Raw genomic sequence first — 26500 nt, 5'->3', positions numbered from 1 at the left:
CCCGAAGGTGCCGCTCAGTCTGGATCAATGCTGTTGCCATTGCTGATATTCACCGTTGCGCCGGCGTGGGGCGGTTTCCGGCAAACGCAGCAGGCCGATCAGCGAAATCACGCCCAGCACCGCGACGTAGAGAGCCAGCCCGTACCAGTGGCCATCGGTAGCTTGCAGGATTTTCACCGCCACCAGCCCCAGCACACCGCTGCCAATCAGTGAACCCACCTGCCAGATCACCGCGATGCCGCTACAGCGAATATGGGTGGGGAACAGTTCCGGGAACCAGGAGGCCTGAGGCGCGTAGCACATGCTGTGGCCAAACGTCAGCGCCACAATCATGGCGATTTGCGTCAGCCAGTAGCTGTTTTGCGACAGCGCGAGGAAGAACGGTACGATAGACAGCACAATAAGCAGCGTGCCCAGCAGATAGACCGGTTTGCGCCCGATTTTATCGGACAGGGCGCCCATCAGCGGAATCGAAAACACTTCTAAGATCACCGCCACGATCATGCTATTCATCAGAATGCCCGCATCGATCTGATTGGCTTTACCCCAGGCCAGGATGATCACCGTAAATAACGCAAAGGCACAGGCCTCGATCAACTTGGCGGCGACACCATTGATCACCAGACGCGGATTGCCCTGAATCACCTCTTTCAGCGGGCGTGATTCCGCCGCTTTGGTGGCGCGGATCGCGGCAAATACCGGGGATTCATCGATGCGCAGACGGATAAACAACCCCACAATCACCAGCACGGCGCTCAGCAGGAAGGGAACGCGCCAGCCCCAGGCCATCATCTGATCGCCGGATAAGCTCGCGTTGAGGATGGCGAACAGCGCCAGCGGCAGCAGAAAACCAACCGGCGCGCCTATCTGTACCCAGCTGGCGAAGAAACCACGGCGGGATGACTGCGCATATTCCGCCGTCATCAATACCGCGCCCGCCTGTTCGCCACCCACGCCAAAGCCCTGCAACAGGCGAATGGCAATCAGCAGCACCGGCGCCCAGATACCGATTTTTTCATAGGTTGGCAGCAGCCCAATGCAGAAGGTACCGAGGCCGACAATCAGGATGGTCGCCACCAGCGCTTTTTTACGTCCGACCTTATCGCCGATATGACCAAACACAATGCCGCCAATCGGGCGCGCCAGAAAGCCCACCGCATAGGTCGCAAAGGCGGCGAGGGTGCTGATTAGCGGATCGTGGCTGGGGAAAAACAGATGGCCGAAAAACAGCACGGCGGCCGTGCCGTAGGCAAAGAAATCGTAATATTCCGCCGCGGTGCCAATGGCTGACGCCCCGGCAACGCGTTTGATCAATGAGGTATGCGCGGCCTGCGAGGCCTGAGAATGCGTAACGGTAGAGGAAGCCATAGTCAGTAATCCCTGCGATGTGTTTTATCCTACTACCATACAAGATAGGTCAGGGGTCTGATGAGAAAACGATCACATCCCGGTGAAGTCATGCAGGTTTGTTGCTGTATTAGCGGCAGTGCATCGCCCGGCAAAACCTCGTATAGTGTTCGCATATATGAACATGCGTACCTATATGGAATTAGTATGAGTGATGTCGTCCGTTCGGCAGCCAGAGTTTTAGACTTGCTTGAGTACTTTAGCGAAAGTGGCAAAGAGGCTAACCTGGCCGCTATTGCCCACACCTTCAGCTTACCGAAAAGCAGCGCGCTGGGATTGCTGCGCACCCTGTGTGCCCGCGGTTATCTCGATAAAGACGAGCAGGGTATCTACCGTCTGAACGAGACGTTTCGCAGCCATGGTTTCAGCTGGGGCGGTGCGCGTTTGACCCAGTTGCTGACGCTGGCGCGGCCGGTAATGGCCACGATGGCGAGCGAACTGGAAGAGACGGTGACGATGGGAGTATTGACCGCCGAGGGCAAGATTCGTCTGGTACATCAGGTACTCAGCTCGCAATCCATTCGCTACGAAATGGCGATGTCGATGCAGTTGCCGGTGCATTGCACCGCCATGGGTCGGATGTATCTGGCGGTGAAAAGCGCGGAGGAGCGGCAGGCACTACTGGCACGTTATCCGATTACGCCCTGGACCAAATACACCGTCACCGACCCGCAGCAGCTGGAGGCGCTGATCAATGAAGCCGCCGCGCGCAATTATTCGATTTCTGCCGATGAAGTGGATATTGGTGGCACCGGGGTCTGCACGCCCATCCGCGATGCGCAGGGAGAACCGATCGCCATGCTCAATGTCTCCTGTCTGTCCGCCCGCTTTAGCGACAAGAAAAGCCAAATCATCAAAGCGGTGTTAGAAGAGGGCAAAAAACTCTCGGATTTACTGGTTTAAGCGACGCAGGATCGCGCTTTTGCGCTCACTATTTTTGTCGTTAACTATACGAACTTCTTATTTCTGACCCACGAAATTTGCTGTTTTTACCCTTTTCACCTGGTTAAAAGCAGCAAAAAACTTCGCCATTGCGGCGCACAAACGCAATCGTTTCCTCACTTTTGCGAATTTATCACTGGGAAAACCGTTTTTACCGATGCATTTGCGCTGTATGCGCTGGCGTTTGCACCCCGCAAGTCCCATCTGGATCTCGCTGAATTTTTGTGTCAGCGTAGTTCATATATGAGAACGCGAGTTCACATATATGAACATTCAACTTTTTTCCTGTCGTCCTGACCGAGAGCCAGACTATGAGCCAAGACCAGTTCACCCAGGAGTTAAATCATTACCCGCAGGGACGTGCCATGATGCCGAAACGTCGCCAGTTGTTTGCCGCGATGATCGGCAACGTGCTGGAATATTATGACTTTATTATTTTTGCCTATATGGCCTCGCTTATCGCCCACAACTTTTATCAGGGGGACGGCGTAACCGGTTTGCTGGCGAGTTTTGCTACCTTTGGCGTGGGCTTTCTGGCGCGTCCTCTCGGCGGCGCGGTCATCGGCCGTATCGCTGATAAATATGGCCGTAGCGTCGCACTGAAAATCACCATTTATGGTATGGCGCTGGGTACCGTCGGCATTGGTCTGCTGCCGACCTATGAAACAGCCGGGATCATTGCACCGATTTTGCTGGTGATTATCCGTTTGATTCAGGGACTGGCGGCAGGCGGCGAGTGGGGCACCGCCACCACCTTTGTGGTGGAATCCGCGCCGATGGGCAAACGTGGTTTCTTCGGCGCGCTGGGCCAGGCTGCCATCGCCTCGGCGCAGCTGACCACCAGCCTGGTGGTGGCGGGCGTGACGCTGATCTTCACTGAACAGCAAATGGTGGAGTGGGCGTGGCGTATTCCCTTCCTGCTGGGGGCGGTGTTGCTGCCGGTAGGCGCGTATATGCGACGTAATCTGGAAGAAACACCGGCCTTTGTGGCGGCACAAAACAACCCGGCGGCGCAAAATAAAATCCCCACCGCCACCGCGATTCGCCTGATGGGCCAGACCTTCGGTTTCGCCATTATCTGGACGGTGTCTTACTACGTGATGCTGTCGTGGATGCCAACCTTTCTCAATAAACAGGTCGGTTTCACGCAAACCCAGGCGTTATTTTCCAACGCCATCGCGCTGGTGATTATGGTTGCCACCATCCCGCTGTTTGGCGCGCTGTCCGATCGTATCGGACGCAAACCCCTGCTGCTGGCCTGTTGTCTGGCCTTCGTCGTGCTGCCGTATCCGCTGTTTTACTGGGTGCTGGCAAGCAAAACGCTGGCCGTGGTGTTAACCGTACAGATCATCTTCAACCTGTTTATCGCGGCGTTTTCCGGTGCGGCGCCTGCCGCGCTGTGTGAAATCTTCCCCACCGCCTCGCGCACCATGCTGCTGTCGATTGGCTACAGCCTCTCGACAGCAATCTTTGGCGGTTTCGCCCCGTTTATTTCTACCGGATTGATCGATCTGACCGGCATGGCTATCTCTCCCACCTTCTATCTGATGCTGGCGGGGATAGCTTCCGGGCTGGTGATTATGCGGTTGCGGGAAACGGCCCGTGAATCGCTGCAATAACTTTTCAGGAGCGAACCATGGATAACGCAATATTGGTCTGGGGCGCCGGTGCCATTGGCGGCACCGTCGGGGCATGGCTGGCACGGGCTGGCTTTGCGGTAACGTTTGTCGATATCGACGACGCCCACGTCAGCTGCATCCGCGATCCACAGCAGGGGCTGCATATCAGCGGGCTGGAGGATTTCAGCGTGGTGGCGCCCGCCTTTTTACCGACGGAACTGAGCGGTCGCTGGTCGCGGATTTTTCTCGCGGTTAAATCGCACCATACCGCACAGGCGGCGCAGCAGTTGCTGCCATTCCTCACAGAAGAGGGTTACGTGCTGTCGTTACAAAACGGATTATGTGAACCGATCATCGCTGACATCGTCGGTGAGCATCGCACTCTGGGCGCGTTTATTAACTTTTATGCCGACTGGGTCGCCCCTGGCGAGATTCATTATTCGAACCGGGGCGCGGCGGTGATTGGTGAGCTGGATGGCACAATGACGCCGCGCCTGGCGGCGTTGCACAGCGATTTACGTCATTTCGAACCCGACGTGGTGCAGGCGGATAACCTTGCCAGCTGGCTATGGGGCAAGCTGGCCTATGGTTCGCTGCTGTTCGCGCAGGCGGTCGGGGAGAGCGGAATTGCCGATTGTCTGGCGCGCGAGGATATCCGTCCGGTATTAACCCGGCTGGCCGGAGAAATTGTCCAGCTGGCCGCCGCCTGTGACATCCCGCTCAAAGGCTTTAACGGCTTCGATCCCGAGGCGTTCCGTCCGGGAGCCAGCCAGCACGCCATTGACGCCACCTTTGCGGCGATGGTGGCTTTTAACCGCCCCAACACCAAAACCCATTCCGGCATCTGGCGTGATTTAGCGGTGCGCAAACGGCCGACCGAGGTGGATGGTCAGCTCGGTATCGTCGCCAGCCTCGCGGCAAAACGCGGTATCCCATGTCCGACCGTGGCGGCATTGATCGCCATGATCCATCAGATCGAGGCAGGCGAACGCGCGCTTTCCGATCATAACCTTCAGGAGCTGTTGTCATGATGCTTTCCTTTAGCGGCAAGCGCGTCGCGATCAGCGGCGGGGCGATTGGTTTTGGCCGCGAGATGGCGTTGCAGTTTCAGACGCTGGGTGCCGAGGTGCACGTCTGTGATATCCGCGCCGAGGCGATGCACGATTTGGCGCAGTCCGGCATCGCGACCCGCGCGGTTGATCTGCGGGATCGTCAGGCCGCGGCACAGTGGATTGCCGGGATCAACGCGTCAGGCCCCATCGACGTGCTGATCAATAACGCCGGTGGCGTGGCGGGTCAGCAGGGTAAAGCGCTGGAGCAGGTCAGCGACGCCGAGTGGGACCAGGTGCTGGATATCAATCTGGGCGCAGCTTTTGTCCTCAGCCGCGCCGTAGCGCCGCTGATGAAGCAGGCCGGGCGCGGGCGGATTATCAATATCAGTTCAGGTGCGGCGCTGAAGGCGTCACTCACCGGCGTGCAGGCTTACTGTGCGGCGAAACATGCGGTACTGGGATTAACCCGCCAGCTGGCCCATGAGCTGGGGCCGTTTGGTATTCAGGTCAATGCCATTGCCCCCGGTTTTGTCTTTACCAATGAGGCGACAAGACAGCAATGGAACAACTTTGGCGCGGAGCGTCAGCAGCAGGTGTTAAACAACATCGCGCTACGCCGTCTCGGTACGGTTCAGGATATCGCCAACGCGGCGCTGTTTCTGGCGTCGGATCTGGCGTCGTTTATTAATGGACAAATCATCTCAGTTGATGGCGGGAGTTAAACAGATGCAAGAACAGCAACCCTGGCAGTGGCCGGATCACGTCTGGCAACAGAAGGTCAATCACGTACGCGCAGGCAAAGCGCTTAAACCCTCACACTGGCCGAACGGGGCGAGTTTCGCCGTGGCGTTGTCGTTTGACAGCGACCACGAATCAAACGAGCTGCGCGACGGCGGCAAATCCTTTGGCCGCATGAGCTGGGGACAATTTGGCACGCGCGTGGGCATTCCACGTATCGAGGCGCTGCTGAGCAAATATCAGGTACCGGCCAGTTTTTACGTGCCCGCGGTCTGCGCGCTGCTCTACCCGGAAGAACAGACGCGCCTCAGCGCGCAGGGGCATGAAATTGGCCTGCACGGCTGGATCCATGAACTGAATTCGGTACTTGATTACGAGGATGAACGTTCGCTGATGTTGAAATCCGCCGATACGCTGGAGAAAGTGCTCGGCCAGCGCCCGGTCGGGATGCGCACCCCGTCGTGGGATTTCAGTCCCCATACGCTGCGCATCGCCAAAGAGATGGGTCTGCTGTATGACTCCTCGCTGATGGCGGATGAGCACTGCTATGAACTGCTGCTGGATGGCGAAGCCACCGGCGTGGTCGAATTGCCGGTCGAGTGGATTCGTGATGATGCGGTCTATTTTATGATGAACCGTTTTCAGGCCCATCGTCCCTATACGTCGCCGGAAGCGGTGTTTGATATTTTCCGGCGCGAACTGGAATACGCGCATCAGGAAGGCGGGTTGTTCCAGCTCACCATGCATCCGCATATCATTTCGCCGCGTTCGCGGGTGTGGATACTTGAAGAGATTATCCGGCTGGGCAAATCCTGTAACGCCTGGTTTGCCACCCATGCGGATATCGTACGCTGGGTGAAACAGCACGCGGCATAAATGGCAGAATTTTTTGCGCGCGTAAGCCGTTGCCAGAGGCGTATAAGGGCGCCTCTGGCTGAAATCAGCGCCATTAATTATTATGGCACCTTCCTCTCTATTCCACTTCGCCTTACCCATGACCTGATTCATTCACTAAACCCGATAGTTATCATCAGATAAATAATAAAAAACCAGGCCACGATTAGTAAAAAACCATCCCGCACAATTCCTAATTGTAGTTAAGTTACGTAAAAATCCTTAACGCAACATGGACGATACCTTAACGAAATGGTGTATTAGCCTCCAGCATCTCATTTCTTTCTGACGCCAAAAACTTCATTAAAAACGCCCTGCGTATGGCGGTGGTTTGCCGTGCGCAGAAAACGGATTTTCTCTCTGGAGGAAAGTGTTTTGTTTAGATTAAAACCCCTGGTTATCAGCCTTATTACCGCGCAGGGCATGATGTTTCCTGTGCTGCAATCTTCGGCAGCGGTCCTGAAACCCTATACGCCGGAATTAAATGACAACAAAGTAGGTATTTATTGCCTGTGTAATGGCAGCACGCAAACTCTCAGCGGGTTCCCGCAATTTTCACCGGGATTAGATGGAAGGCAAAACATTACCCTCGGCGAATTACAAAGTACCGGGCGTATTATTTCCGATAACAATTTGATTGGCAGCGATCGCCTGTCACTTGGCGCGCAAAATTATAGCGTCACCATTCCTGATTACGCCAATAACAGTTATTCGTTGTATCAGGTTTATAATACCGCCGCGATTAGCGCGCTGGCGCCGGTCGGGCTGGATACGGTGGTCACCGATTATGTCGATGTCGATGACCAGCAATATATCAACGCCAGAGTCGCGCAGGTCACTAACGGCACGCTTAACGTCGCTATCGGCAACGCCGACAATAACAGCTGGAGCATGGCCGCCAAACAGAGCCGCTTATTTACCGCCAGCGCTAATGGGCAAATCAACTGGGATTCCACTAATCGCATCACCTTTAGCGGCGTGACCGCTCCCAACGGTGGCCGCCTGGCCTACGGTATCGACAGCGTGGTGCGTTATAACGACACCTTCAGCGTCACCACGCTGGATAACAACACCACCACGTTTCACGTTAACAACCTCAGCGACCTGCAAAACTACAATGACTGGCTGATCGACCAATTGCAGACCGCCAACCTTAGCCCGGATAGCTACAACAGCGCATTCAACCAGGCTTTTACTCTGCAAAGCGGCAGCGTGGTGTACAGCATGAGCGCCAGCGATCCGGATGATGAGGTGTTCCAGCCGGTAGGCGATCGGGTGGTGCTGAGTGCCGATGGCCCCAACGCGCAGGTAAAAATCAATGCGGGCAAAACCCTGGAGGTGGCCAATGCCAGCAACGGCGCGGTGCGGGCTGACAACGGCGCCACCGCGCAGATTGACGGCAAGCTGGCTAGTAGCGGGGAATCGCTGACCGACAATAACGCGCTGGAGCTGGCCAATGGCAGCCAGGGGATGAATAACGGCGTGATTAACGGTGGATTTTTCAACAATGCCGACGGTAGCGGCGTAGACAGTTCCAGCCTCGGCTATAGCGGCAAAACCGTCTACGCCATCGACAGCCACTTCACCAATAATGGCGTCATCAACTACGCCATTAGCCCGGATGCACCCGCATCCGACAGCGCGGCTTTGTGGCTGGCCGATTCCGCTGCCATCAACCACGGGATCATCAACGTTGGCGTATCTGCCGTCACCGCCAGCGCCGCCAGTGCCGGTGTGGTACTCAGCACTGACCAGTCGAGCTTTGTTAACGCCGCCGACGGCACGCTCTATCTTGGCCGCACGCCGCAAAACAGCCTTAACGCGGCAGCCAGCGATGTGGCGATCAACCAGAGCGGCGGCACCAGCGCCATCGATCAGATCCTCAACTCCAGCGTGATCAACAACGGCCATATCGTTATTGGTACCAAAGTACAGAATGCGGTGGGGATGCGGGTGGAAGCGGGTCCCGATGCGGTAACGCAGAACAATGGCGTGATTGACGTTAATGGCCGTGCGCAGTTCAAACCGGCTGAAAACATCGCCATGCTGGTGATGGATGCCGGTAGCGGCGGCAAGGTGGGCAACAGCGGCACCATCAATTTGAACGGTGATAACAGCACCGGCCTTAAGGTGATCGCCAGCGACGGCAACAGCGCCAGCGCCTGGTCCAGCGGCGCGATTAACGTCACCGGGCAGGCCGATGCCGCCAATGGTACGCGCAACACGGCGGTGTGGGTCGACGGCGAGGGTAGCGGCCAGGCATCTGCCAACCTGAGCGGTCCGATCAACCTGAGCGGCGCAGCGGCAATTGGCATTCGCGCCGAAGGCAATGCCACGGTGAATCTCGATCGCAGCGCGGTGCCCAGCTCCGGCGGCGGTCAGTATCAAATCAATTTCCTCACCATTGGCCCCGATGCGCATATCAACCTGCCCACCGATGGCAACTACGCGGTCTCCAGCTGGTATTCGACCATCTTCCGCTATCAGGATGGAGCCGATTTCGACGGCAGCGGCCTGACACTGACGCCGGATGCCTCCTTCTCCACCGGGGTGATGGGCAGCGGCACCGGCACCGATATCAACACTAACGGCGCTACCCTGAATATCGGCCTGTACTCCACCGGCGTGCTGGTCGAAGGCGGGGCGCAGGGCACCATCGATGCCGCTACCACGCTGAATATGAACAGCCTGACCAGCACCGCCGCGGTGGTGGATGGCAACAAACACGATCTTACCGGCTATATCACCAACGCCATCAGCGCGCCTTACGCCAGCACCTCGCTGACCAACCATGCCGCCATCAGCGGCGTCTATGACGGACAAATCGGCCTGATCGCCCGCAATCAGGGACAGCTGGTGAATACCGGCAATATCAACCTGGCAGGGGCCAATACCTACGGTATTCAGGCGATCTGGGGCGCTAACGTGGCTAACAGCGGCGCTATCAGCGTCACCGACGGCGGCGTCGCGTTGTATGCCGAAGGTTTCAGCTTCTCCGGCGACGGCAGCACCCCGGCGGTGATCACCAACAGCGGCACGTTAACGGTGGCGGCGGGCGACAATCGCGGGCTTGACGTCAGCCACGGGGCGATGGCGATAGGTGAACTGGCGCAGATTAATCAGAACGGCACCATCAATCTGTATGGCGAAAATGTGGTGGGGGGAGAAGCCTATAGCGGCGCTACGCTGCTCCCCGGCGCCAGCAGCACGGTGGTGTTCCACGATGCAAACCAGACTGGCTACCAGGCGCTGGATTCCGCCAGCAACATTGTCAGCAACGGCGGTCAGGTCGATGTCAGCAGCGCGAATTCGGTGTTGTACCGTCTCGGCGGCGGCGCGATTTTCTACCCGCTGGCACCCGCAGACGTCACGCTGAGCGGCGCCAACAGCAGCGGTATCGTTGCCAGCGGCGTAGGCACCACCTTGTTCGGCAGCGATCGTTACACTGTCACCGGCGATGGCGCGACGGCGGTACGTATCAGCAATGGTGCCAACGGCACGCTCTCCAATGCCATCACGCTCAGCGGCAACAACGATGTCGGTGCCGTGAGCGATGCCGATGACGCGACGGTATTTGCATCGTCAGCCATCAGCGGCAATGGCGCGAATGCGACGGCGTTTGCCATCGGCAATGGCGCGCGCGTAGATCATCAGGGCCAGGTGGATCTCACCGGCAGCAACGCGACCGGTGCGCGGCTGTATGACGGCGGCAACTTTATCAACCGGGGAACGGTGCATATTGCCTCCGGCACCGGCGTTGATGTGGTGAGTGGCTACGGCCAGTACGTCCCGCTCGACAGTCAATTGCGCGTCGATAGCGGCATTGCGGCGCTGCGGGTGGGTGACGGTGCCGCTCTGCGCATTTATGGCGACGGTCAGGGCAGCAGCGTCCTGTCGGCAGGCGGCGGAGCCGATGCGGTGCTGCTGGATACCGGAGCCTCGTGGTTCGCGGCCAACGATGTCATCCTGAACGCCTTTGGCGGCGGCTCGGTAATCAACAATCGCGCCGCAACCAGCGATATCTCGCTGAACAACGTGTTCCTCGACGCCAGCGGCGGCAACGGTATCCGCTCAGCCACCTCATTCGATCATGATGGCAGCGCCTATATCAATGTCACCGGCGGTGGCACCGGTTATCTGTTTGCGAATGCGGATGGTTCCACCACCCGTAATGATTTGGTGATCGGCCCTGGTTACACCATTTTTGTTTCCGGCAATGGCACCGGCGTACGTGCCAACACCAGCGGGCGGGTGATCTCTGAAGGCACCATCTCAATTTATGATCAGAACGGCGGCTCAGCGATTGTGACCAGCACCGCCAGTGAAGTGATTAACCGCGGCAATATCCTGTCACTGAGTACCGTGTCGCCCATCATCGATTTGCGCGGCGGGCAGACGGTGTTTATCAACGAAGGCAACCTCAACGCGCCTTTCCCGGAAACCGTGGTGGTGGCGGGTGGCGCTACTGATGATCAGATTGCCCTGCTGGACGGCAACGTGGTGGGGGATGTGAATACCGGTAACGGCAGCGATACGCTGCTGGTCAACGGCGGCACGCTGAACGGCAGCCTGACGATGGGTAATGGCAGCAATAATCAGGCGGTGGTGCAGAACGTAAGCCTCGCCAATACCCGCCATATCACCAGCGGCGGTGGCGCAGGCAGCACGCTGAGCTTCACCAATATCGACGCCAGCGGGGCATCCCTTGCCAGCGACGATCCCAGCAAGGGGGTTAACCTCGGAGACGGCTGGAGCACCATCAACTTCTCTCACACGCAGTGGACGCTGACCGATAACCTCAGCCTGGCGCACAGCACCATCAACATCGATAGCGGTTCTACCCTGTATGCCGGTGATAACGTCAATCCGCTGCTAAGCGGGGCCAGCGATGATTCACTGGTGGTCAACAATGCCGGTACGCTGGATCTGACCAACGGCAGCAATCCCGCCAGCAATACGCTGACCATCAACGGCCAGCTGGCCTCGATGGGCGGCACGGTAAAACTCAATACCCTGATTGCGCCAGGCGGTCGCAGCGATGCTCTGCACGTCAACGGTAATGCCAGCGGAACCACGTTGATCGACGATACCCCGATTGCCGGTAGCAACGCGGTGCTGACGGCAAACGACGGCATCTCGCTGGCGCAGGTCAACGGCAGCGCCAGTGCAGAGAGTTTTGCGCTGAGTCGGGGTTATGTGGCGTCAGGGCCGTGGCAGTACGGTCTTTACAGCGTGGCGCCCGGCGGCGGCAATGCGGGCTGGGATTACCGTCTGGCAAACAACTTTATCTGTAGCGATGGTTCGCTCTGCCAGCCACAGTCGTCGGCAGCCAGCGTGGCGCGTCCGGCGGTGATCCCCCAGTTACCGTCGTACATCTCTGCGCCGGTCGGGCTGGCTTACTACAGCATGGCGGTGATTGACGATCTGCATAAACGCCTTGGCGAGCTGCGTCAGAATGCCTCAGACGCCGACGGTTACGGTGGTGAGATGTTTATTCGCTATCTCGGTTCCAACCTGAAGTACCACACCAATCTGGATACCAGCCATTACGGCTACGATTTTGACCTTGATTACAGCGCGGTGCAGCTGGGGGGCAATCTGCTGCGGCTGGATGGCGCGCAGGATAGCCTGCGTGCCGGTCTGGCTTACACACGCGGCAATAGCCGCATTAAACCGCAGGCCGCCGATGGCTACAGCTCCACCACCTTTGATAGTGACAGCCTGGCGCTGTACGCCACCTGGCAGCGTGCGAGTGGTTTCTATCTGGATGGTGCGCTGTCGCTGGACTGGCACCGTGGCGATACCGATATCGCCCGCCAAAAGGATGTGGCGAAAATCAAAGGCAACGGCTGGAGCGCCTCGCTGGAAACCGGCTATCCGTGGCAGTTGGCTAACGGCGTGCGCCTGGAACCGCAGGCGCAGCTGATCTACCTGCAACTGAATATGGATAACCTCACTGACGAGGATCATACCCGCGTCAGCTGGAGCGATTACGATCAAACCATTGGCCGCGTGGGGGTACGCGTCGATCGCAGCTGGCAGGATGACGCCGGGCGGCAGTACACCCCGTATCTGCGCACCAACTATTTACGCGGCTGGGGCGGGACTGCGCAAACCCACGTCGGCGCCAGCGGCAGCGATGCCACCGAGGCGTTCGACAGCGGCAAATTCGGTCAGATGTGGGATGTCGGTATCGGGGGCACCACCACCTTTACCAACGCGGTGTCGCTGTATGCGGAGGCGGATTACCGCCTGCAGATTGACGGCAACGGCACCGAAGGCTGGCGCTACAACGCCGGGGTGCGCTGGACGTTTTAACCGTCAGACGCTGACAGGTTTGCAAAGGCGCGTCCCTGCCGGGAGGCGCTTTTTTTTATTTATTCAGCGAAGGACGCGCCTGATGTAAATCACTCAAGATTGCCGCAGAGCAGGGCGCCAGGAGGTCTTATTATCTGACCCTAAATAACCGCCTGGAGGAATCGCATCATGACGTTAAATATTGGGGTAATCGGCACCGGTGCCATTGGCCGCGAACATATTCGCCGTTGCAGCCAGGTGCTGCAACATTCACGCGTGGTGGCGCTGAATGATATTCACCGCGCCAGCTGCGAACAGGTGGTAAACGAGCTGGGTATTGAGGCGCGTATCTTCGATAACGCCCATGAGCTGATTACTGCGCCTGAGGTGCAGGCGGTGCTGGTGACTTCATGGGGACCGACTCATGAAGCGTTCGTGCTGGCGGCGATCAAAGCGGGTAAATACGTGTTCTGCGAGAAGCCGCTGGCCGTCACCGCGCAGGGGTGTATGAACATTGTCGCAGCAGAAATCGCAGCGGGAAAACAGCGGGTGCAGGTTGGCTTTATGCGCCCCTACGACAGCGGCTATCGTGCGCTGAAGGCGGTGATCGACAGCGGCGAAATCGGCGCCCCGCTGATGTTGCATTGCGCCCATCGCAATCCCGCCGTCGGCGATTCCTATACCACCGATATGGCGATCACCGATACGTTAATCCATGAACTGGATGTGCTGCGCTGGCTGCTGAAAGATGATTACGTCAGCGCGCAGGTGATCTATCCGCGCAAAACACGCCACGCCGCTTCCCATCTGCGCGATCCGCAGATCGTCCTGCTGGAAACCGCGAAAGGGGTGCGTATTGACGTTGAGATCTTCGTGAACTGCGAATATGGCTACGACATTCAGTGCGAAGTGGTGGGTGAAACCGGGATTGCCCGCCTGCCAGAGCCGGTTTCCGTGCAGCTGCGCAGCGCCGCTAAGCTCTCCACCGGCATTCTGACCGACTGGAAAAAGCGTTTTATCGATGCTTACGACGTTGAATTGCAGGCGTTTATCAACAACGTGTTGTCCGGCGAAATGCGCGGCCCCTCCGCCTGGGATGGCTTTGCGGCGGCGGTGGCGGCGGATGCCTGTGTCAGGGCGCAAAATTCAGCGGCCATTGAACCCATAACCATGCCGGCGAAGCCGACGTTCTATCGCTGATTAACTGGCGCGGCATACAGGTGATGCCGCGCTGGTTTACCTTTGCTACCCCAGCATAGCCTGCAACAGCGCCACCAGTTCCTGCTGTTTCGGCGTTGTTAAACGCGACAGGAAGGTGTTATCCACCTCGGCCGCCAGAGGTTTTGCCTGTTCCAGAGCAGCGCTCCCGTCAGGCGTTAAAGAGATTAAACGGCGACGTTTATCATTCTTTCCCGGTTCCCTGAAGACCAGCCCTCTGCTCTCCATTCTCATCAGCAGTTCTGCCAGGGTGGCTTTACTGCTCAGCGCTGCATCCATCAAATCCATCTGTTCAATACCCGGCCTCTCTGCCACGGCGCACAATACCGAATATTGCTGCTTGGTGAGTTCCGGCAGTGATTTCTGCCACAGCGCCGTATGTTCCTGAAATAGCTGGCGCATCAGGTGGAAAGGCACGTTACCCAGTTGATTTTCCATATTCATCGAGCCTCGTTGTGTAGAGCAGCCAGAATACCTCATTCCAGCCCGGATGCAGAAACCTGTCCTCAACAAGATGTAATTGTAACATTCGTGTACGAACTTTTTTTCTGTTTCTCCCTTGCCAGCGAGTCGGTCCAGCGCTAAGGTAAATAAATAGTTCTTATACGAACAAATTAGGAGGCCAGCATATGCGATTAATTATTGGTATCACCGGGGCCACCGGCGCGCCCTTAAGCGTGGCGCTGCTGCAGGCGCTGAAGGCGATCCCTGAGGTAGAAACCCATCTGGTTATGTCGAAGTGGGCGAAAACCACTATCGAACTGGAAACCCCGTACACGCCGCGTGACGTGGCGGCGCTGGCGGACGTGGTGCATAACCCGGCCGATCAGGCGGCGACCATCTCCTCAGGATCTTTCCATACCGACGGCATGATCATCATTCCCTGTAGCATGAAAACCCTTGCCGGTATCCGCGCGGGCTACGCCGACGGACTGGTCGGCCGCGCTGCCGACGTCGTGCTGAAAGAGGGGAGAAAACTGGTGCTGGTCCCACGCGAGACGCCGCTCAGCACCATCCATCTTGAAAACATGCTGGCACTTTCCCGCATGGGCGTGGCGATGGTGCCACCGATGCCCGCGTTTTATAACCACCCGAAATCCATCACCGACGTCACCAACCATGTTGTGGCGCGTGTGCTGGATCAGTTTGGTCTCAATTTTCCAGAAGCGCAGCGCTGGCAAGGGCTGCGCGCAGCAGATTCTAAACATTGCCTGACACCGGAGGATTAAGCATGGCATTTGATGATCTACGCAGTTATCTCAGGGCACTGGATGAGCAGGGGCAGTTGCTGCATATCGAAGAAGAAGTTAATGCCGAACCCGACATCGCCGCAGCGGCGAACGCGACCGGACGGATTGGTGAAGGCGCACCGGCGATTGCGTTCACCCGTATCAAAGGGTTTGCACACGCACATGTGGTGATGAACACCCTCGGCTCGTGGCAGAACCATGCCATCGCTCTTGGCCTGCCAGCCAACACGCCGGTGAAGAAGCAGATTGATGAGTTTATCCGCCGCTGGGATAACTTCCCGGTCGCGCCGGAGCGGCGCGCCAACCCGGCGTGGGCAGAAAACAGCGTCGACGGCGATGATATCAACCTGTTTGATATTCTGCCGCTGTTCCGCCTGAACGACGGCGATGGCGGATTCTACCTGGACAAAGCCTGCGTGGTGTCGCGCGATCCGCTGGATCCTGACCATTTTGGTAAACAAAACGTCGGGATCTACCGCATGGAGGTGAAGGGCAAACGCAAACTTGGCCTGCAACCGGTGCCGATGCATGACATTGCTTTGCATCTGCATAAAGCGGAGGAGCGGGGCGAAGATCTGCCGATCGCCATCACCCTTGGCAACGATCCCATTATCACCCTGATGGGCGCGACGCCGCTGAAATACGATCAATCCGAATACGAAATGGCAGGCGCGCTGCGCGAATGTGCTTACCCGATTGCCACGGCGCCGCTGACCGGTTTTGACGTGCCCTGGGGTTCTGAAGTGATCCTCGAAGGGGTGATAGAAGGGCGCAAGCGCGAGATCGAAGGCCCGTTTGGCGAGTTCACCGGCCACTATTCGGGCGGTCGTAATATGACCGTGGTACGTATTGATAAAGTCTCATACCGTACCAAACCGATTTTTGAATCGCTCTATCTCGGTATGCCCTGGACAGAGATCGATTATCTGATGGGGCCAGCAACCTGCGTTCCGCTTTATCAACAGCTTAAAACCGAATTCCCCGAAGTGCAGGCGGTTAACGCCATGTATACCCACGGCCTGCTGGCGATTATCTCCACCAAAAAACGTTACGGCGGCTTTGCCCGCGCGGTAGGTCTGCGTGCTATGACCACCCCTCACGGCCTGGGCTACGTAAAAATGGTCATTATGGTGGATGAAGATGTCGATCCTTTCGATCTGCCTCAGGTGATGTGGGCCTTGTCGTCCAAGGTTAATGCCGCCGGTGATTTGGTGCAGCTGCCGAATATGTCGGTACTGGAGCTGGACCCCGGTTCCAGCCCGGCAGGTATCACCGACAAACTGATTATCGATGCCACCACCCCCGTCGCCCCTGATAACCGCGGTCATTACAGCCAGCCGGTAAAAGATTTGCCAGAAACCGCGCAGTGGGTTGAGAAACTCACCGCCATGCTGGCTAACCGTAAATAAGGAGAGAAATATGATTTGTCCACGCTGTGCCGATGAGCAAATTGACGTCATGGCGACGTCACCGATCAAAGGTGTCTGGACGGTATTTCAGTGCCAGCACTGCCTGTATACCTGGCGCGATACCGAACCGGCGCGCCGCACGCAACGCGAGCACTATCCGGAAGCGTTTCGTATGACGCAGAAAGATATCGATGAGGCGCCTGAAGTCCCGTCGATTCCGCCGTTAATGGCAAAATCGTAACCGTTAATCTGGCGGGTTAATGCCCGCCAGAATGATGTTCACCTGATGTTCCCCCGCGTCCTTACTGAGGGGAATCGCCTCACCTGCACACTGGCGGCCATCCAGCCAGAGCTGACCCGCGCCATCACCGCGCGTCACCCTGATATGATAATGAGCGTCGCCCGCGCGATAGTGGATCTCCACACCCGGCCAGGCCGCGGGCAGACGCGGATGGAGACTCAGTGAATCCCCATGTCTGACCATGCCCAGCAGGCTCTCGATAATCAGCTGATAAGCCCATCCGGCAGAGCCGGTGTACCAGGTCCATCCGCCGCGTCCAGGGGTGGCAGCGGCCGCATAGACATCTGCCGCCATCACGTAAGGTTCTGCCTTGTAAATCGCCATTTTACTGGCCTCAAGCGTGTGATTAACCGGGTTAATCAACGCCAGCAGCGACCAGGCGCGTTCAAACTCCCCCAGTTGCGCAAAGGCCATAATCGCCCATAAGGCGCCGTGGGTATATTGCCCACCGTTCTCCCTGATACCCGGCAGATAACCGCGGATATAGCCTGGATTTGGCCCGTCACCGTCAAAGGGCGGCGTCAGCAATTTAATCAGACCGATCTCCTTATCCACCAGATGTGTCGCCAGCGCGGCCATTGCCGTCCGGCTCTTTTGCGCTTCGCCCGCGCCCGAGAGCACAGACCAGCTCTGGGCGATGGCATCGATCTGGCACTCGGCGCTGCCGTGCGAACCCAGTTTTTCACCGCTGTCAAAATAGCCGCGCAGATACCAGCCACCATCCCAGCCTGCATCATTCAGCCTTTGTTTGAGTTGCGCCGCCTGAAGCCGACAGAGCGTGGCCGTGGCCGGATCCTTAATCCGCTCCGCCAGTGATGCGAAATCGGTTAACACGCGATAAAGAAAGAATCCCAGCCAGATGCTCTCGCCTTTCCCGGCAATCCCGACCGTATTCATCCCGTCATTCCAGTCCCCGGCCCCCATCAGCGGCAAACCATGCGCACCAAAATTCAGTCCGTGTTTGATTGCCCGAATGCAGTGCTGCCACAGCGTTTCTTCGCACTGGCTGATATTGGGTTTCTCATAGATCGACTCTTCATCGGCGTTCAGCTGTCGTCCTTCCAGGTAGGGAATGGGGTGTGACAACAGCGCCAAATCCGCTGTCGCCTCGATATAGCGGCACAGGGCAAAAGGCAGCCAGAGATAATCGTCGGAACAGCGCGTACGTACGCCTTTCCCGCCGGGCATATGCCACCAGTGCTGAACATCGCCTTGCTCAAATTGCCGGGAAGCGCAGAGCAGCAGCTGGTCGCGCAAATAGCCCGGCGCGCTATGGACTAACGCCAGCGTATCCTGCAACTGATCGCGAAAACCATACGCGCCGCCCGACTGGTAATAACCGCTGCGGGCCAGCAGGCGGCTGGCGATCGTCTGGTACAGCAGCCAGCCATTGGCCAGCACATTGACCGCCGGATCGGGGGTGATGACCTGTATTTGCCTCAGCAGCGTTTGCCAGTGCTGTTTCACCTTCTCCAGCTCCTGTTCGGCGTTGTTGCCAGCCAGATATCGCTCCAGCAGCGGCTGGACGTCGGACTGCGCTTCCCCAACGCCCAGCACGAAAACGAAGGTGCGACTGTCGCCGTGGATAAGCGTCGTGACGCTTTGTAAGGTTGCGCAGGGATCGCAACCGGCACCGGTGCTGCCCGATAAGCCACGCCGCTGCATCATCGCCGGTTGCCTTAAGGTGCCATTCGGGCCAAGGCATTCGTAGCGGTTCGCGCTTAAGGCGATGCGGTTGCCGCTCACCGCGAAGAACGCGCTACGCTCAGAGCCTGAGCTGCCGTAATAATTGCTGGCGAGGATGGCGCTACCGGCCGCCAGCGTCAGCGGCGAGGTGACAATATGGCTGGCTGACTGGCTGGCTAACTCGCCTAATATCCACTGAACATAACCGGTAACGGAGATCTGGCGGGTACGGCCGCTGTGGTTGCTTATGGTCAGCAGCGCCAGTTTCACGGCGTCCGTTTGCGCCACAAATACGGTGATGGCCGAGTCGATCCCCTGTTGCGCGTGTTCGAACCGGCTGTAACCAAAACCGTGCTGGATGCGATAATCTCCCGAACCGCGCATCGGCAAGGGCATCGGCGACCACACCTCACCGCTTTCTTCATCCCGGATATAAAAAGCTTCGCCAGAAAGATCGCTGACCGGATCGTTTTCCCACGGAGTTAAGCGGTATTCATGGGCATTTTCATAAAAAGTGTAGGCCTGGCCGCTTTCGCTGATCACCGAGCCAAAGGCGCTGTTGGCCAGCACATTGCACCAGGGCGCAGGGGTTTGTTGCTCTGCGTTTAGGCATATCTGATATTCATCGCCTGCGGCGTTGAATCCCCCCAGTCCGTTGAAAAAGCGCGCGGGTTCAGCCGCCAGCGCCGGTGCGGGTTGCGAGGAAGATGAATCTGGCGCGAGCGTTAATCGCGGGAAGAGCTGACGAACCGGCCTGAGCAGAACGCTGAGCTGATCGGCCAGGCTGCCTTTGCGCCCTTCAAGCACCACAGCGGCAATACTGCTTAATAAGCGCAGATCCTCCGCCGGAAAATTTTCGCCTTTGCGCAGGAAAATGCCACCCGGCTTATCCGCCAGCATGGAGGCTTCCCGCGAGCTGAGTAGTCCGAGGATCTGGTTATGCAGCGTCTGCTGATAGCCGCCCTGATTCTGGTTGAGGATCACCAGCTCAACCCGTAATCCTTTCTGCCGCCAGTACTGATGCGCCTGGATCAGCGACAACACCAAATCGAGCTGCTCGTTATGGTCCACCACCACCAGCACAATCGGTAAATCGCCTGAAATCGCGTGGCGCCACAGGGCCGACTGTCCCAGGCGGTTTTGCTGTATCTGCGTCATCTCTCCGCGCAGTTCGGCGCAGGGAAAGATGACGGCGCTGGCGAGTTGGTTGAACAGGCTCGCATCTTCCGCCAGCACATTGATCTGACGCAGCGCCACCTGGCTGTGCGACCAGGCCAGTTCAAAGATGCGATTGGCGTTGGTCTGGTTGCGGTATTTTTCAATCAGCGCCAGGCTGGTGTCGCGTTGCAGGGTGACGCCATACAGCATATCGATCACCACCGATTCGCCCGCCTTCAGGCGGAATGCCTGTCGGATAGCCAGCACCGGGTCCAGCACCGCACCGGCGCGGCCGGAAAGCCTGCCGTCATGAGCAAGCGCCTGCGGCGTTGCCACACTGTTTCCCCGGCCGATAAAACATGACCGATCGGTTTCATAGCTGGTGGTGCGTTCAAACGCGCCGTGGATGGTCACGGCATGAAACATCCACGGCGTGATTTCCTGCGCGTCGCGTGGGCGGCGATGCGCGAGGATGGCCTCAACGCCAGCCACGATTTCGGTCTGCACAAAAAGATTGCTGAAAGCCGGATGCGACATATCCTGCCCGGCGGACGCCAGCACCACCTCAGCATAGGTAGTGATATCAAAATCGCCGGGATGACGTGAACGATTGGTCAGGGTTATTCGCCTGATTTCAATATCATCTTCCGGCGATACAACGATATGGGTATGGGTGCGGATGGCATCATCCGCACCGTGAAATTCCACGCCAGCATCGCTGAAGTGGGTCTGATAAACCGCACGATCCTTCACCACCGGTTGCAGGGCGTGACTCATGACGGCAGCGGTTCTCCGGTCCCGGATATAACAAAAGACGCCATGATTATTGCTGGTCGCATCGCTGCGCCAGCGCGTCAGGGACAATCCTTTCCACAGGCTGTAGCCGGTCCCCGCCTGGGTGATCATTACGTGGTAATCCGCATTGGACAGCAGCTGGAGTTGCGGTACGCGGGTATTGCTGCCGCTCAGCTCACGCTGGCCGCTGGCCGTCCGCAGTGATTTGTTTTCCGCCGTATCGAGGAACTGATGGCGCGGCGTATATAACTCAATATCGTCCGGGAGTCGTTCCTGCATTAACAACCGCGATGACTGGAACAGGGTGCTCGACATAAAACGTTCCACCATCGGGGCATTGAGCAGCAGGTGAGACAACGCCAGTAGCCCCATGCCCTGGTGATGGGCCATATAGGCATTGACCGGGACAAAACGCTGCCCGCCGCTCAGACGCTGCGGGGTAAAATCCAGCGCCTCATAAAACCCATACTCACCGGCAGCGCCCAACGCTTCCAGGCGATAAAGATTGGCGATCGCTGCCTGCGGCAACACCATCAGCGCCAGCAGCGTGGCATAGGGCGTGACAACATGTTCCTGATTTAAGCCATTTTTCAGGCCCAGTTCTGGCGTACCAAACGCCTTATATTGATAGTTATGGCTGGCATCGAAGCTGGCATACGCAGATTCTGAGACCCCCCAGGGGGTTCCCGCGGCCTTACCTGAGGCGATCTGTTGTTTAACGGCGGCCAGAGCCATCTTCTCCAGCAGCGTATCGGGATAAAACGGCATCACCAGGTGAGGCATCAGATACTCAAACATCGAACCGCTCCACGACATCACCGCAGGTTGCCCGTCCAGCAGGGTGAACAATCGGCCCAGCGTGAACCAACTCTTCATCGGGAGTTGATTGGCGGAGATGGCGAAATAGTGGGTCAGACGCACTTCCGACGGGAAAAGATCGTATTTGCCGCTATCGGGCAGACCGCTTTCACAGTTATGACCGACGCTCAACAGCGCAGTCGCGGGATGATAAAGAAAGCGAAAATCCATTTTTGCATGATCGCGCAGCCGGGTTTCCAGCTCAATCAGGGTTGCCAGCCGCTGACGTGCCGCCCACATCACTGGCTGGGTTTGTTGTGGGGATAACGCGGGCTGATGGTCGGCCAAATCAGCCAGCCAGAGCAGTGAGGGTGACACCGCTGGCCAGTCGCTGCTTTCCGCTAGCCAGCCAAAAAACAGCGCCCACTCATCACGAAAATCGTGCAGCTGGCGGGAGAAGGCAGTGAGCCATTTCGTCGCGCTGCCGGAGTGGCTGATCACCCGCGCGGCAAGATCGGCGAGGGTGGTCAGTTCCGCCAGCACCGCTTCAGGTTTGGCGCTCGCGACTACGGCCAGCTGCGCTGCTAAGCTGGCCATCTCCAGCGCCGGGCCATCCTTTTCGGCCAGCGCAAGGGTGTCGTTCAATCCCTGCACCATGCCGCCCCGCGAGAGAACCGGCTGGCTTTTCCACTGCGACAATCCGGCCTGTAAGGTGATCAGATGCGCCGCCATATTGCCGCTGTCTACACTGGAAACATAACGCGGAGGCAGCGGGAGCAGGGTGAGAGTGTCGTACCAGTTGTAGAGATGACCACGAAAATGTTCCATTTTGTCCATCGTATCCAGCGTCGCGGTGGTCCGTTCCAGCACCTGTTGCTGCGTCAGATACCCAAAGTCCCAGGCTGTCAGGTTTGCCAGCAGCGACAGACCAATATTGGTCGGCGATGTTCGATGCGCCACTACGGCTTCCGGTATCTCCTGTAAATTATCCGGCGGTAAGAAGTTCTCCTTCTCGTTAACAAATTCGTCAAACCACGCCCAGGTTCGCCGGGCGATATGGCGTAAAAACTGCTGATGTTTAATGGAAAGTCTGGCCTGCGGCGCGACAGCCGACTGACTCAGGCGTCTGACCAATTCCGGCGCAAGCGCCCACAGCAACGCCAGAAGCAGCGCGACCCCAATCAGCGCGGGCGTCATCAGGCTGGTCAGCGTCAGCAGCAGCATACCGGCCAGAGGGTTGACCCACATTTCACGATAAAAGTAACGCGTTCTGAGCCTGCCCGCGCTGGCGCTGTGGGCCGCGCTTTGCCATTCACTGAGGAAACGGTGGCTGATGTTCAGTCGCCACAGGGTCACGATAATGGCTTTTACCGACCAGTAGCTTTCATGCGGCAACGTCGCCAGAAACAGCCCGGCGCGACAAATACGAGCCACCCCATCGCCGAGAACGATACGGTAATGCTGCCGCCAGCTGCGTAGTTTCCCTTTTCTCAGCACATCCAGCAGCAAGGCTGCCACACCCGGCAGAATGAGGAATAACATCAGGCAGCCCAGCCATAACCCCGGATTGGGCAGGATAGTCAGGGTCAGAAAGATCACCAGCAATAAACAGGGTGCCACCAGGCTGCGGCGCAGGTTATCCAGAATTTTCCAGCGCGAAAGGGCGCTCAGCGGGTTGGTCTGACGATGTCCATCTTCCAGCCGCACCCGCAGCCGTAGCCAGTTAAGCAGTTGCCAGTCTCCCCGGATCCAGCGAAAGCGACGGGCAACATCGGCGAGGTAGCTATCGGGATATTGTTCATAAAAGACCACGTTACTGGCGACGCCGGAACGGGCATAGCATCCCTCAAGCAGGTCATGACTCAGCACCAGATTCTCCGGGCAGGCATTCCGGGTGGCTTGCGTGAACGCGGCGACATCATAGATCCCCTTACCGACAAAGGACCCTTCGCCAAACAGGTCCTGATAAATATCTGAAGAGATAGAGGAGTAGGGATCATTGCCTGGCACGCCGCTGCACAATTTTGCATAGATGCCCTGACCGTGGCGCGGAATTTCCTCAGCCAGCCGCGGCTGAAGAATGGCGTAACCCGCCACCACCCGTTGCAAATGTGGGTCAAATACCGGCGTATTGAGCGGATGCGCCATCACTCCGATCAATTTGTGAGCCGCCTCGCGCGGCAACACCGTGTCGCTGTCGAGGGTAATCACATATCTGACGTGGCTCAGCTGCGCCTGAGTCGCGCCGGTGATGACGCTGAAATTGTCCGACGCCGCCAGCAACCACTGATTCAGCGCATTCAGTTTGCCTCTTTTGCGTTCATAGCCCATCCAGACGCCCTGCGCCTGATTCAGCTCACGGTTGCGATGCAGCAGGGTGAAGCGGGCGCAGCGATCGTCAGGCGTCATATAGCGTCGGTTAAGCGCAGCGGTTTTCAGCACCGCGTAATCGACAAGGGCGGCATCGTGGGTTGTTTTCTCGGCAATGTTGTCGGTCAGGTCGGTGAGCAGCGCAAAAACAATGTTCGGCAGGGCGTTACCTAAATAACAGACCTCCATCGAGCGCAGTAACCGATCAATCGCGCCGACGCTTTCCAACATGCAGGGGATCACCACTAACGTCATATCCTTATCAGGGATCGCGTTTTCATAATCGAGACGCGGAAGCGGCGAAGGAAAACGGCTGCGGGTGGTGATTTCACTCAACAGCTGTAAAACCAGCTGGCTGCTGATAATCACCACAGGAATAAACAGCAGCCACAGCAGCAGGTTCATCCCGGCCCGATGTGTCAGCAGGAGAATTTCCGCGCTACAGGCGGTGGTCAGTAACGCGAGGCTCCCCAGCCAGGAAAGCAGCGGGGTTTGATGTAAACGATGCCGTAGCTGATTCAACAGTGAATAGCGGGTTGCCAGACGTTGTTCCAGCAGGGGCCGCCCCTTATCCAGCAGAAAATAGCCGATATGTTGCTGACGGATAGGAAGATCAGGCTGGCTGGCGAGCGCCAGCACTTGCTGTGCCACCTGCTGCTCGTTGAAACGGCTATGGCGTGCCAGCAGCTCGATGATATGGCGATAGCTGTCACGGCTGTCAAAATGCATCCGCGGATAAACCCCGGCCGGGTCCTGGCGCAAAGTCGATTCAACCAGACTGAGCGACTCGGTAAATTCCTGCCAGTCTATTTCCCCCAGCTGACGCAGGCCGGTAATGCTGTTGCTGACGGAAAGCTGGCTGAGCGCCAGTTGGCGATTAAACTGCTCAATCACTTCAGCGGCCGTTAAACCCATGGTCTGCAAATGTTGATCGATCCAGGTTAAGGCCAGCGTATTGTCCAGACCATTCAGTCGGCGCGCTAATTCGGCGACAAACGAACCCGAGGGCATCGGATTTAATTTCGCCATTTCCGCCACCACCAGAATCACTTTTGCCGCATCCTTTTCCCTGGTGGAGAGAATTTTATCGATCCAGCTTTCCGCTTTGAGCCGCTCCTGATGAATGGCCGCCACCTCTTCGACGATGCCAGCAAGGTGCGTAATTAAGGCGAAGCGCAGCAGGGTGGGCAACGCCCATAATTCCCCCAGCATCAGCGGCGTTACACGTTGATAGGAAGAGACGAGCCGATGCAGTATGTTGCTTTCGATGCGCCCGTCACTGTGCCTCACCATTTCATCCGCTATCGCCTGAATGCGCAGAAAATGAACCGGTTCCCGGATCACCGGTAGACCCTGGCCAAATTTTGCCGGAAGCAATTGCCGAATCAGCCGAATCTGTTCCTCGATGATATAAAAATTATCCAGCACCCAGACGCCAGCGGGTGTGAGGCTTCTTTTATCCCCGACACATAAAATTTCGGCATTTTTAATCAGCGATTGCTCGCTTTGCGCCAGGCGTTGCAACAGGCGATAAGCCCCTTTACTGCCAGAAAGGGCGTGGGTATGCGCCAGCTTTTCGCCATAATTTTCCATCTGCGCTTCAGTAAAAATTTCGGGTTTACTCTCCTGATAAACACCATTTTTGGGCAAAAAAGATATCTGCACCGCCGGTGCAATGACAGAATCCCCTGACGTATCAGGCCAGCGTATAAATCTGAATTTCATTTTATTACCCTGAGTTAAGAAAAAATAACGTATGGCGGGAAGAAAAGAAGAAGTTCATTCCGGGACGTCGTTTTGCCGGTGGGTTTTATTCATAAAGAACAGAATAAAAGTATAGTCTCCTTATCGTTCAAAGGCGCATGAAATCGGTATAAAGCCGAAAACAAACCACGTCGTTTTTTAATCATCAGCGTGCTAATGAAAATTAAAAAAATTAAACGTCGAGTTATGAGCCTGTTAGCGTTTAATTTATTTACTGGTGCGTATTGTCAGGTGGAAGGCAGAAAGGTGTGTTATGCTGAAACCTCATTAAGAGGCAAATATCATGAACTGGCTAAACCGAACGCTAGATGCCATGCGATACAAAGAAGTTAATTCACAGTGCCCGGAATGCAAAATAATTTCCAGGCAATCCTATGCAAAACAAGTACGTGGGCAGGTAATGATTTGCCCTCAATGCAAATCTCTGTTTATCGACAAGAAATGATTTTCTTTCGCGCGGTTTAATGCAGCGCAGCGAATTCATTTCACTCCCAATCCTCTCCTGTACTTAATGGTGTGCATTATGCGACATATACTTGAATGGATTGATATTAATGATCAGAATCCAGGTTTTAAACAGGAGTGCATTGTTCAATTCGAAAATGGCGAGGTCGAAGGCGGCTGGCTTTATAGCGGACAAACACCCGCAGGCGAGCATGTTTTTGTTGAATCACATACTGATTATGACGTTGCCATGGGCGTATTATTCTGGATGGCTTTACCTCCGGCGGTAAAATTTACCGGTTCGATTACGACGGTGGGGTAATTAGCATTCGATTGATAAACACTGAATACCCACGCT

15 protein-coding genes and 1 pseudogene are annotated in these 26500 nt (G+C 57.0%); 12 read left to right on the top strand and 4 right to left on the bottom strand.

Annotated features, from left to right (window positions below; all coding sequences use genetic code 11):
- Nucleotides 1-24: 24 nt before the first annotated feature.
- Both AC6I8V_RS21715 and AC6I8V_RS21710 read right to left on the bottom strand, forming a co-directional pair.
- Nucleotides 25-564, bottom strand: a complete 540-nt coding sequence (locus tag AC6I8V_RS21715) for an MFS transporter (protein WP_497846590.1) — start codon at nt 562-564, stop codon at nt 25-27.
- Nucleotides 562-1368: pseudogene (locus AC6I8V_RS21710) on the bottom strand (MFS transporter); the annotation flags it as partial. The gene AC6I8V_RS21715 and the pseudogene AC6I8V_RS21710, both read right to left, overlap by 3 nt.
- A gap of 186 nt (nt 1369-1554) precedes the next feature.
- On the opposite strand from AC6I8V_RS21710, the gene AC6I8V_RS21705 reads away from it, so the two are divergent.
- The 7 genes from AC6I8V_RS21705 (at nt 1555) to iolG (ending at nt 14149) form a co-directional block, all read left to right on the top strand.
- Nucleotides 1555-2310 carry an IclR family transcriptional regulator gene (locus AC6I8V_RS21705; protein ID WP_497846541.1) on the top strand — a complete coding sequence of 252 codons (756 nt, stop codon included), beginning with the start codon at nt 1555-1557 and terminating at the stop codon, nt 2308-2310.
- Nucleotides 2311-2660: 350 nt separating this feature from the next.
- On the top strand, nt 2661-3968 hold the full coding sequence (locus AC6I8V_RS21700; RefSeq protein WP_497846540.1) for an MFS transporter: 1308 nt from the start codon (nt 2661-2663) through the stop codon (nt 3966-3968).
- Between the two features lie 17 nt (nt 3969-3985).
- Nucleotides 3986-4999 (top strand): ketopantoate reductase family protein, encoded by a 1014-nt coding sequence (locus AC6I8V_RS21695; protein WP_497846539.1) that lies wholly within the window; start codon nt 3986-3988, stop codon nt 4997-4999.
- Nucleotides 4996-5742 carry an SDR family NAD(P)-dependent oxidoreductase gene (locus tag AC6I8V_RS21690; RefSeq protein ID WP_497846538.1) on the top strand — a complete coding sequence of 249 codons (747 nt, stop codon included), beginning with the start codon at nt 4996-4998 and terminating at the stop codon, nt 5740-5742. Before AC6I8V_RS21695 ends, AC6I8V_RS21690 begins: the two co-directional genes overlap by 4 nt.
- Before the next feature lie 4 nt (nt 5743-5746).
- Nucleotides 5747-6634 carry a polysaccharide deacetylase family protein gene (locus tag AC6I8V_RS21685; protein WP_497846537.1) on the top strand — a complete coding sequence of 296 codons (888 nt, stop codon included), beginning with the start codon at nt 5747-5749 and terminating at the stop codon, nt 6632-6634.
- 393 nt (nt 6635-7027) lie between these two features.
- Nucleotides 7028-12970 (top strand): autotransporter outer membrane beta-barrel domain-containing protein, encoded by a 5943-nt coding sequence (locus AC6I8V_RS21680; protein ID WP_497846536.1) that lies wholly within the window; start codon nt 7028-7030, stop codon nt 12968-12970.
- Between the two features lie 168 nt (nt 12971-13138).
- Nucleotides 13139-14149: a bifunctional inositol 2-dehydrogenase/D-chiro-inositol 1-dehydrogenase gene (gene iolG / locus AC6I8V_RS21675; protein WP_497846535.1), complete on the top strand. Its 1011-nt coding sequence runs from the start codon at nt 13139-13141 to the stop codon at nt 14147-14149.
- Between the two features lie 45 nt (nt 14150-14194).
- Here the strand turns inward: iolG and AC6I8V_RS21670 are convergent, their stop codons facing one another.
- Nucleotides 14195-14605 (bottom strand): MarR family winged helix-turn-helix transcriptional regulator, encoded by a 411-nt coding sequence (locus tag AC6I8V_RS21670; RefSeq protein WP_497846589.1) that lies wholly within the window; start codon nt 14603-14605, stop codon nt 14195-14197.
- Between the two features lie 191 nt (nt 14606-14796).
- Between AC6I8V_RS21670 and AC6I8V_RS21665 the strand changes: the two genes are divergently transcribed.
- Genes AC6I8V_RS21665 through AC6I8V_RS21655 form a run of 3 tightly spaced genes read left to right on the top strand, consistent with a single transcriptional unit; the run spans nt 14797 to nt 17067 of the window.
- Nucleotides 14797-15396 carry a non-oxidative hydroxyarylic acid decarboxylases subunit B gene (locus AC6I8V_RS21665; protein WP_497846534.1) on the top strand — a complete coding sequence of 200 codons (600 nt, stop codon included), beginning with the start codon at nt 14797-14799 and terminating at the stop codon, nt 15394-15396.
- Between the two features lie 2 nt (nt 15397-15398).
- Nucleotides 15399-16826, top strand: a complete 1428-nt coding sequence (locus AC6I8V_RS21660) for a non-oxidative hydroxyarylic acid decarboxylases subunit C (protein WP_497846533.1) — start codon at nt 15399-15401, stop codon at nt 16824-16826.
- Nucleotides 16827-16836: 10 nt separating this feature from the next.
- The gene (locus AC6I8V_RS21655; protein WP_497846532.1) at nt 16837-17067 is read left to right on the top strand and encodes a non-oxidative hydroxyarylic acid decarboxylases subunit D; all 231 of its coding nucleotides are present in this window, start codon (nt 16837-16839) and stop codon (nt 17065-17067) included.
- Nucleotides 17068-17070: 3 nt separating this feature from the next.
- Here the strand turns inward: AC6I8V_RS21655 and AC6I8V_RS21650 are convergent, their stop codons facing one another.
- A complete protein-coding gene (locus AC6I8V_RS21650) occupies nt 17071-25659 on the bottom strand; it encodes a GH36-type glycosyl hydrolase domain-containing protein (protein ID WP_497846531.1) in 8589 nt (2862 codons plus the stop codon).
- A 322-nt stretch (nt 25660-25981) separates the two neighbouring features.
- Here AC6I8V_RS21650 and AC6I8V_RS21645 point away from each other — a divergent pair, with 322 nt between their 5' ends.
- Together AC6I8V_RS21645 and AC6I8V_RS21640 are read left to right on the top strand one after the other, a co-directional pair.
- The gene (locus AC6I8V_RS21645; protein WP_497846530.1) at nt 25982-26143 is read left to right on the top strand and encodes a YnfU family zinc-binding protein; all 162 of its coding nucleotides are present in this window, start codon (nt 25982-25984) and stop codon (nt 26141-26143) included.
- A 78-nt stretch (nt 26144-26221) separates the two neighbouring features.
- Nucleotides 26222-26464 carry a hypothetical protein gene (locus AC6I8V_RS21640; protein ID WP_497846529.1) on the top strand — a complete coding sequence of 81 codons (243 nt, stop codon included), beginning with the start codon at nt 26222-26224 and terminating at the stop codon, nt 26462-26464.
- The last annotated feature ends 36 nt before the right edge of the window (nt 26465-26500 follow it).

This window comes from Pantoea sp. X-Soil-TKNS-1207 (assembly GCF_059730485.1).
This window is presented reverse-complemented; position numbering and strand designations above follow the sequence as displayed.

Coding starts and splice junctions, on each gene's coding strand:
- AC6I8V_RS21705 (WP_497846541.1), top strand. CDS start 1,555: ATGAGTGATGTCGTCCGTTCGGCAGCCAGAGTTTTAGACTTGCTTGAG.
- AC6I8V_RS21700 (WP_497846540.1), top strand. CDS start 2,661: ATGAGCCAAGACCAGTTCACCCAGGAGTTAAATCATTACCCGCAGGGA.
- AC6I8V_RS21695 (WP_497846539.1), top strand. CDS start 3,986: ATGGATAACGCAATATTGGTCTGGGGCGCCGGTGCCATTGGCGGCACC.
- AC6I8V_RS21690 (WP_497846538.1), top strand. CDS start 4,996: ATGATGCTTTCCTTTAGCGGCAAGCGCGTCGCGATCAGCGGCGGGGCG.
- AC6I8V_RS21685 (WP_497846537.1), top strand. CDS start 5,747: ATGCAAGAACAGCAACCCTGGCAGTGGCCGGATCACGTCTGGCAACAG.
- iolG (WP_497846535.1), top strand. CDS start 13,139: ATGACGTTAAATATTGGGGTAATCGGCACCGGTGCCATTGGCCGCGAA.
- AC6I8V_RS21670 (WP_497846589.1), bottom strand. CDS start 14,605: ATGGAAAATCAACTGGGTAACGTGCCTTTCCACCTGATGCGCCAGCTA.
- AC6I8V_RS21665 (WP_497846534.1), top strand. CDS start 14,797: ATGCGATTAATTATTGGTATCACCGGGGCCACCGGCGCGCCCTTAAGC.
- AC6I8V_RS21660 (WP_497846533.1), top strand. CDS start 15,399: ATGGCATTTGATGATCTACGCAGTTATCTCAGGGCACTGGATGAGCAG.
- AC6I8V_RS21655 (WP_497846532.1), top strand. CDS start 16,837: ATGATTTGTCCACGCTGTGCCGATGAGCAAATTGACGTCATGGCGACG.
- AC6I8V_RS21650 (WP_497846531.1), bottom strand. CDS start 25,659: ATGAAATTCAGATTTATACGCTGGCCTGATACGTCAGGGGATTCTGTC.
- AC6I8V_RS21645 (WP_497846530.1), top strand. CDS start 25,982: ATGAACTGGCTAAACCGAACGCTAGATGCCATGCGATACAAAGAAGTT.
- AC6I8V_RS21640 (WP_497846529.1), top strand. CDS start 26,222: ATGCGACATATACTTGAATGGATTGATATTAATGATCAGAATCCAGGT.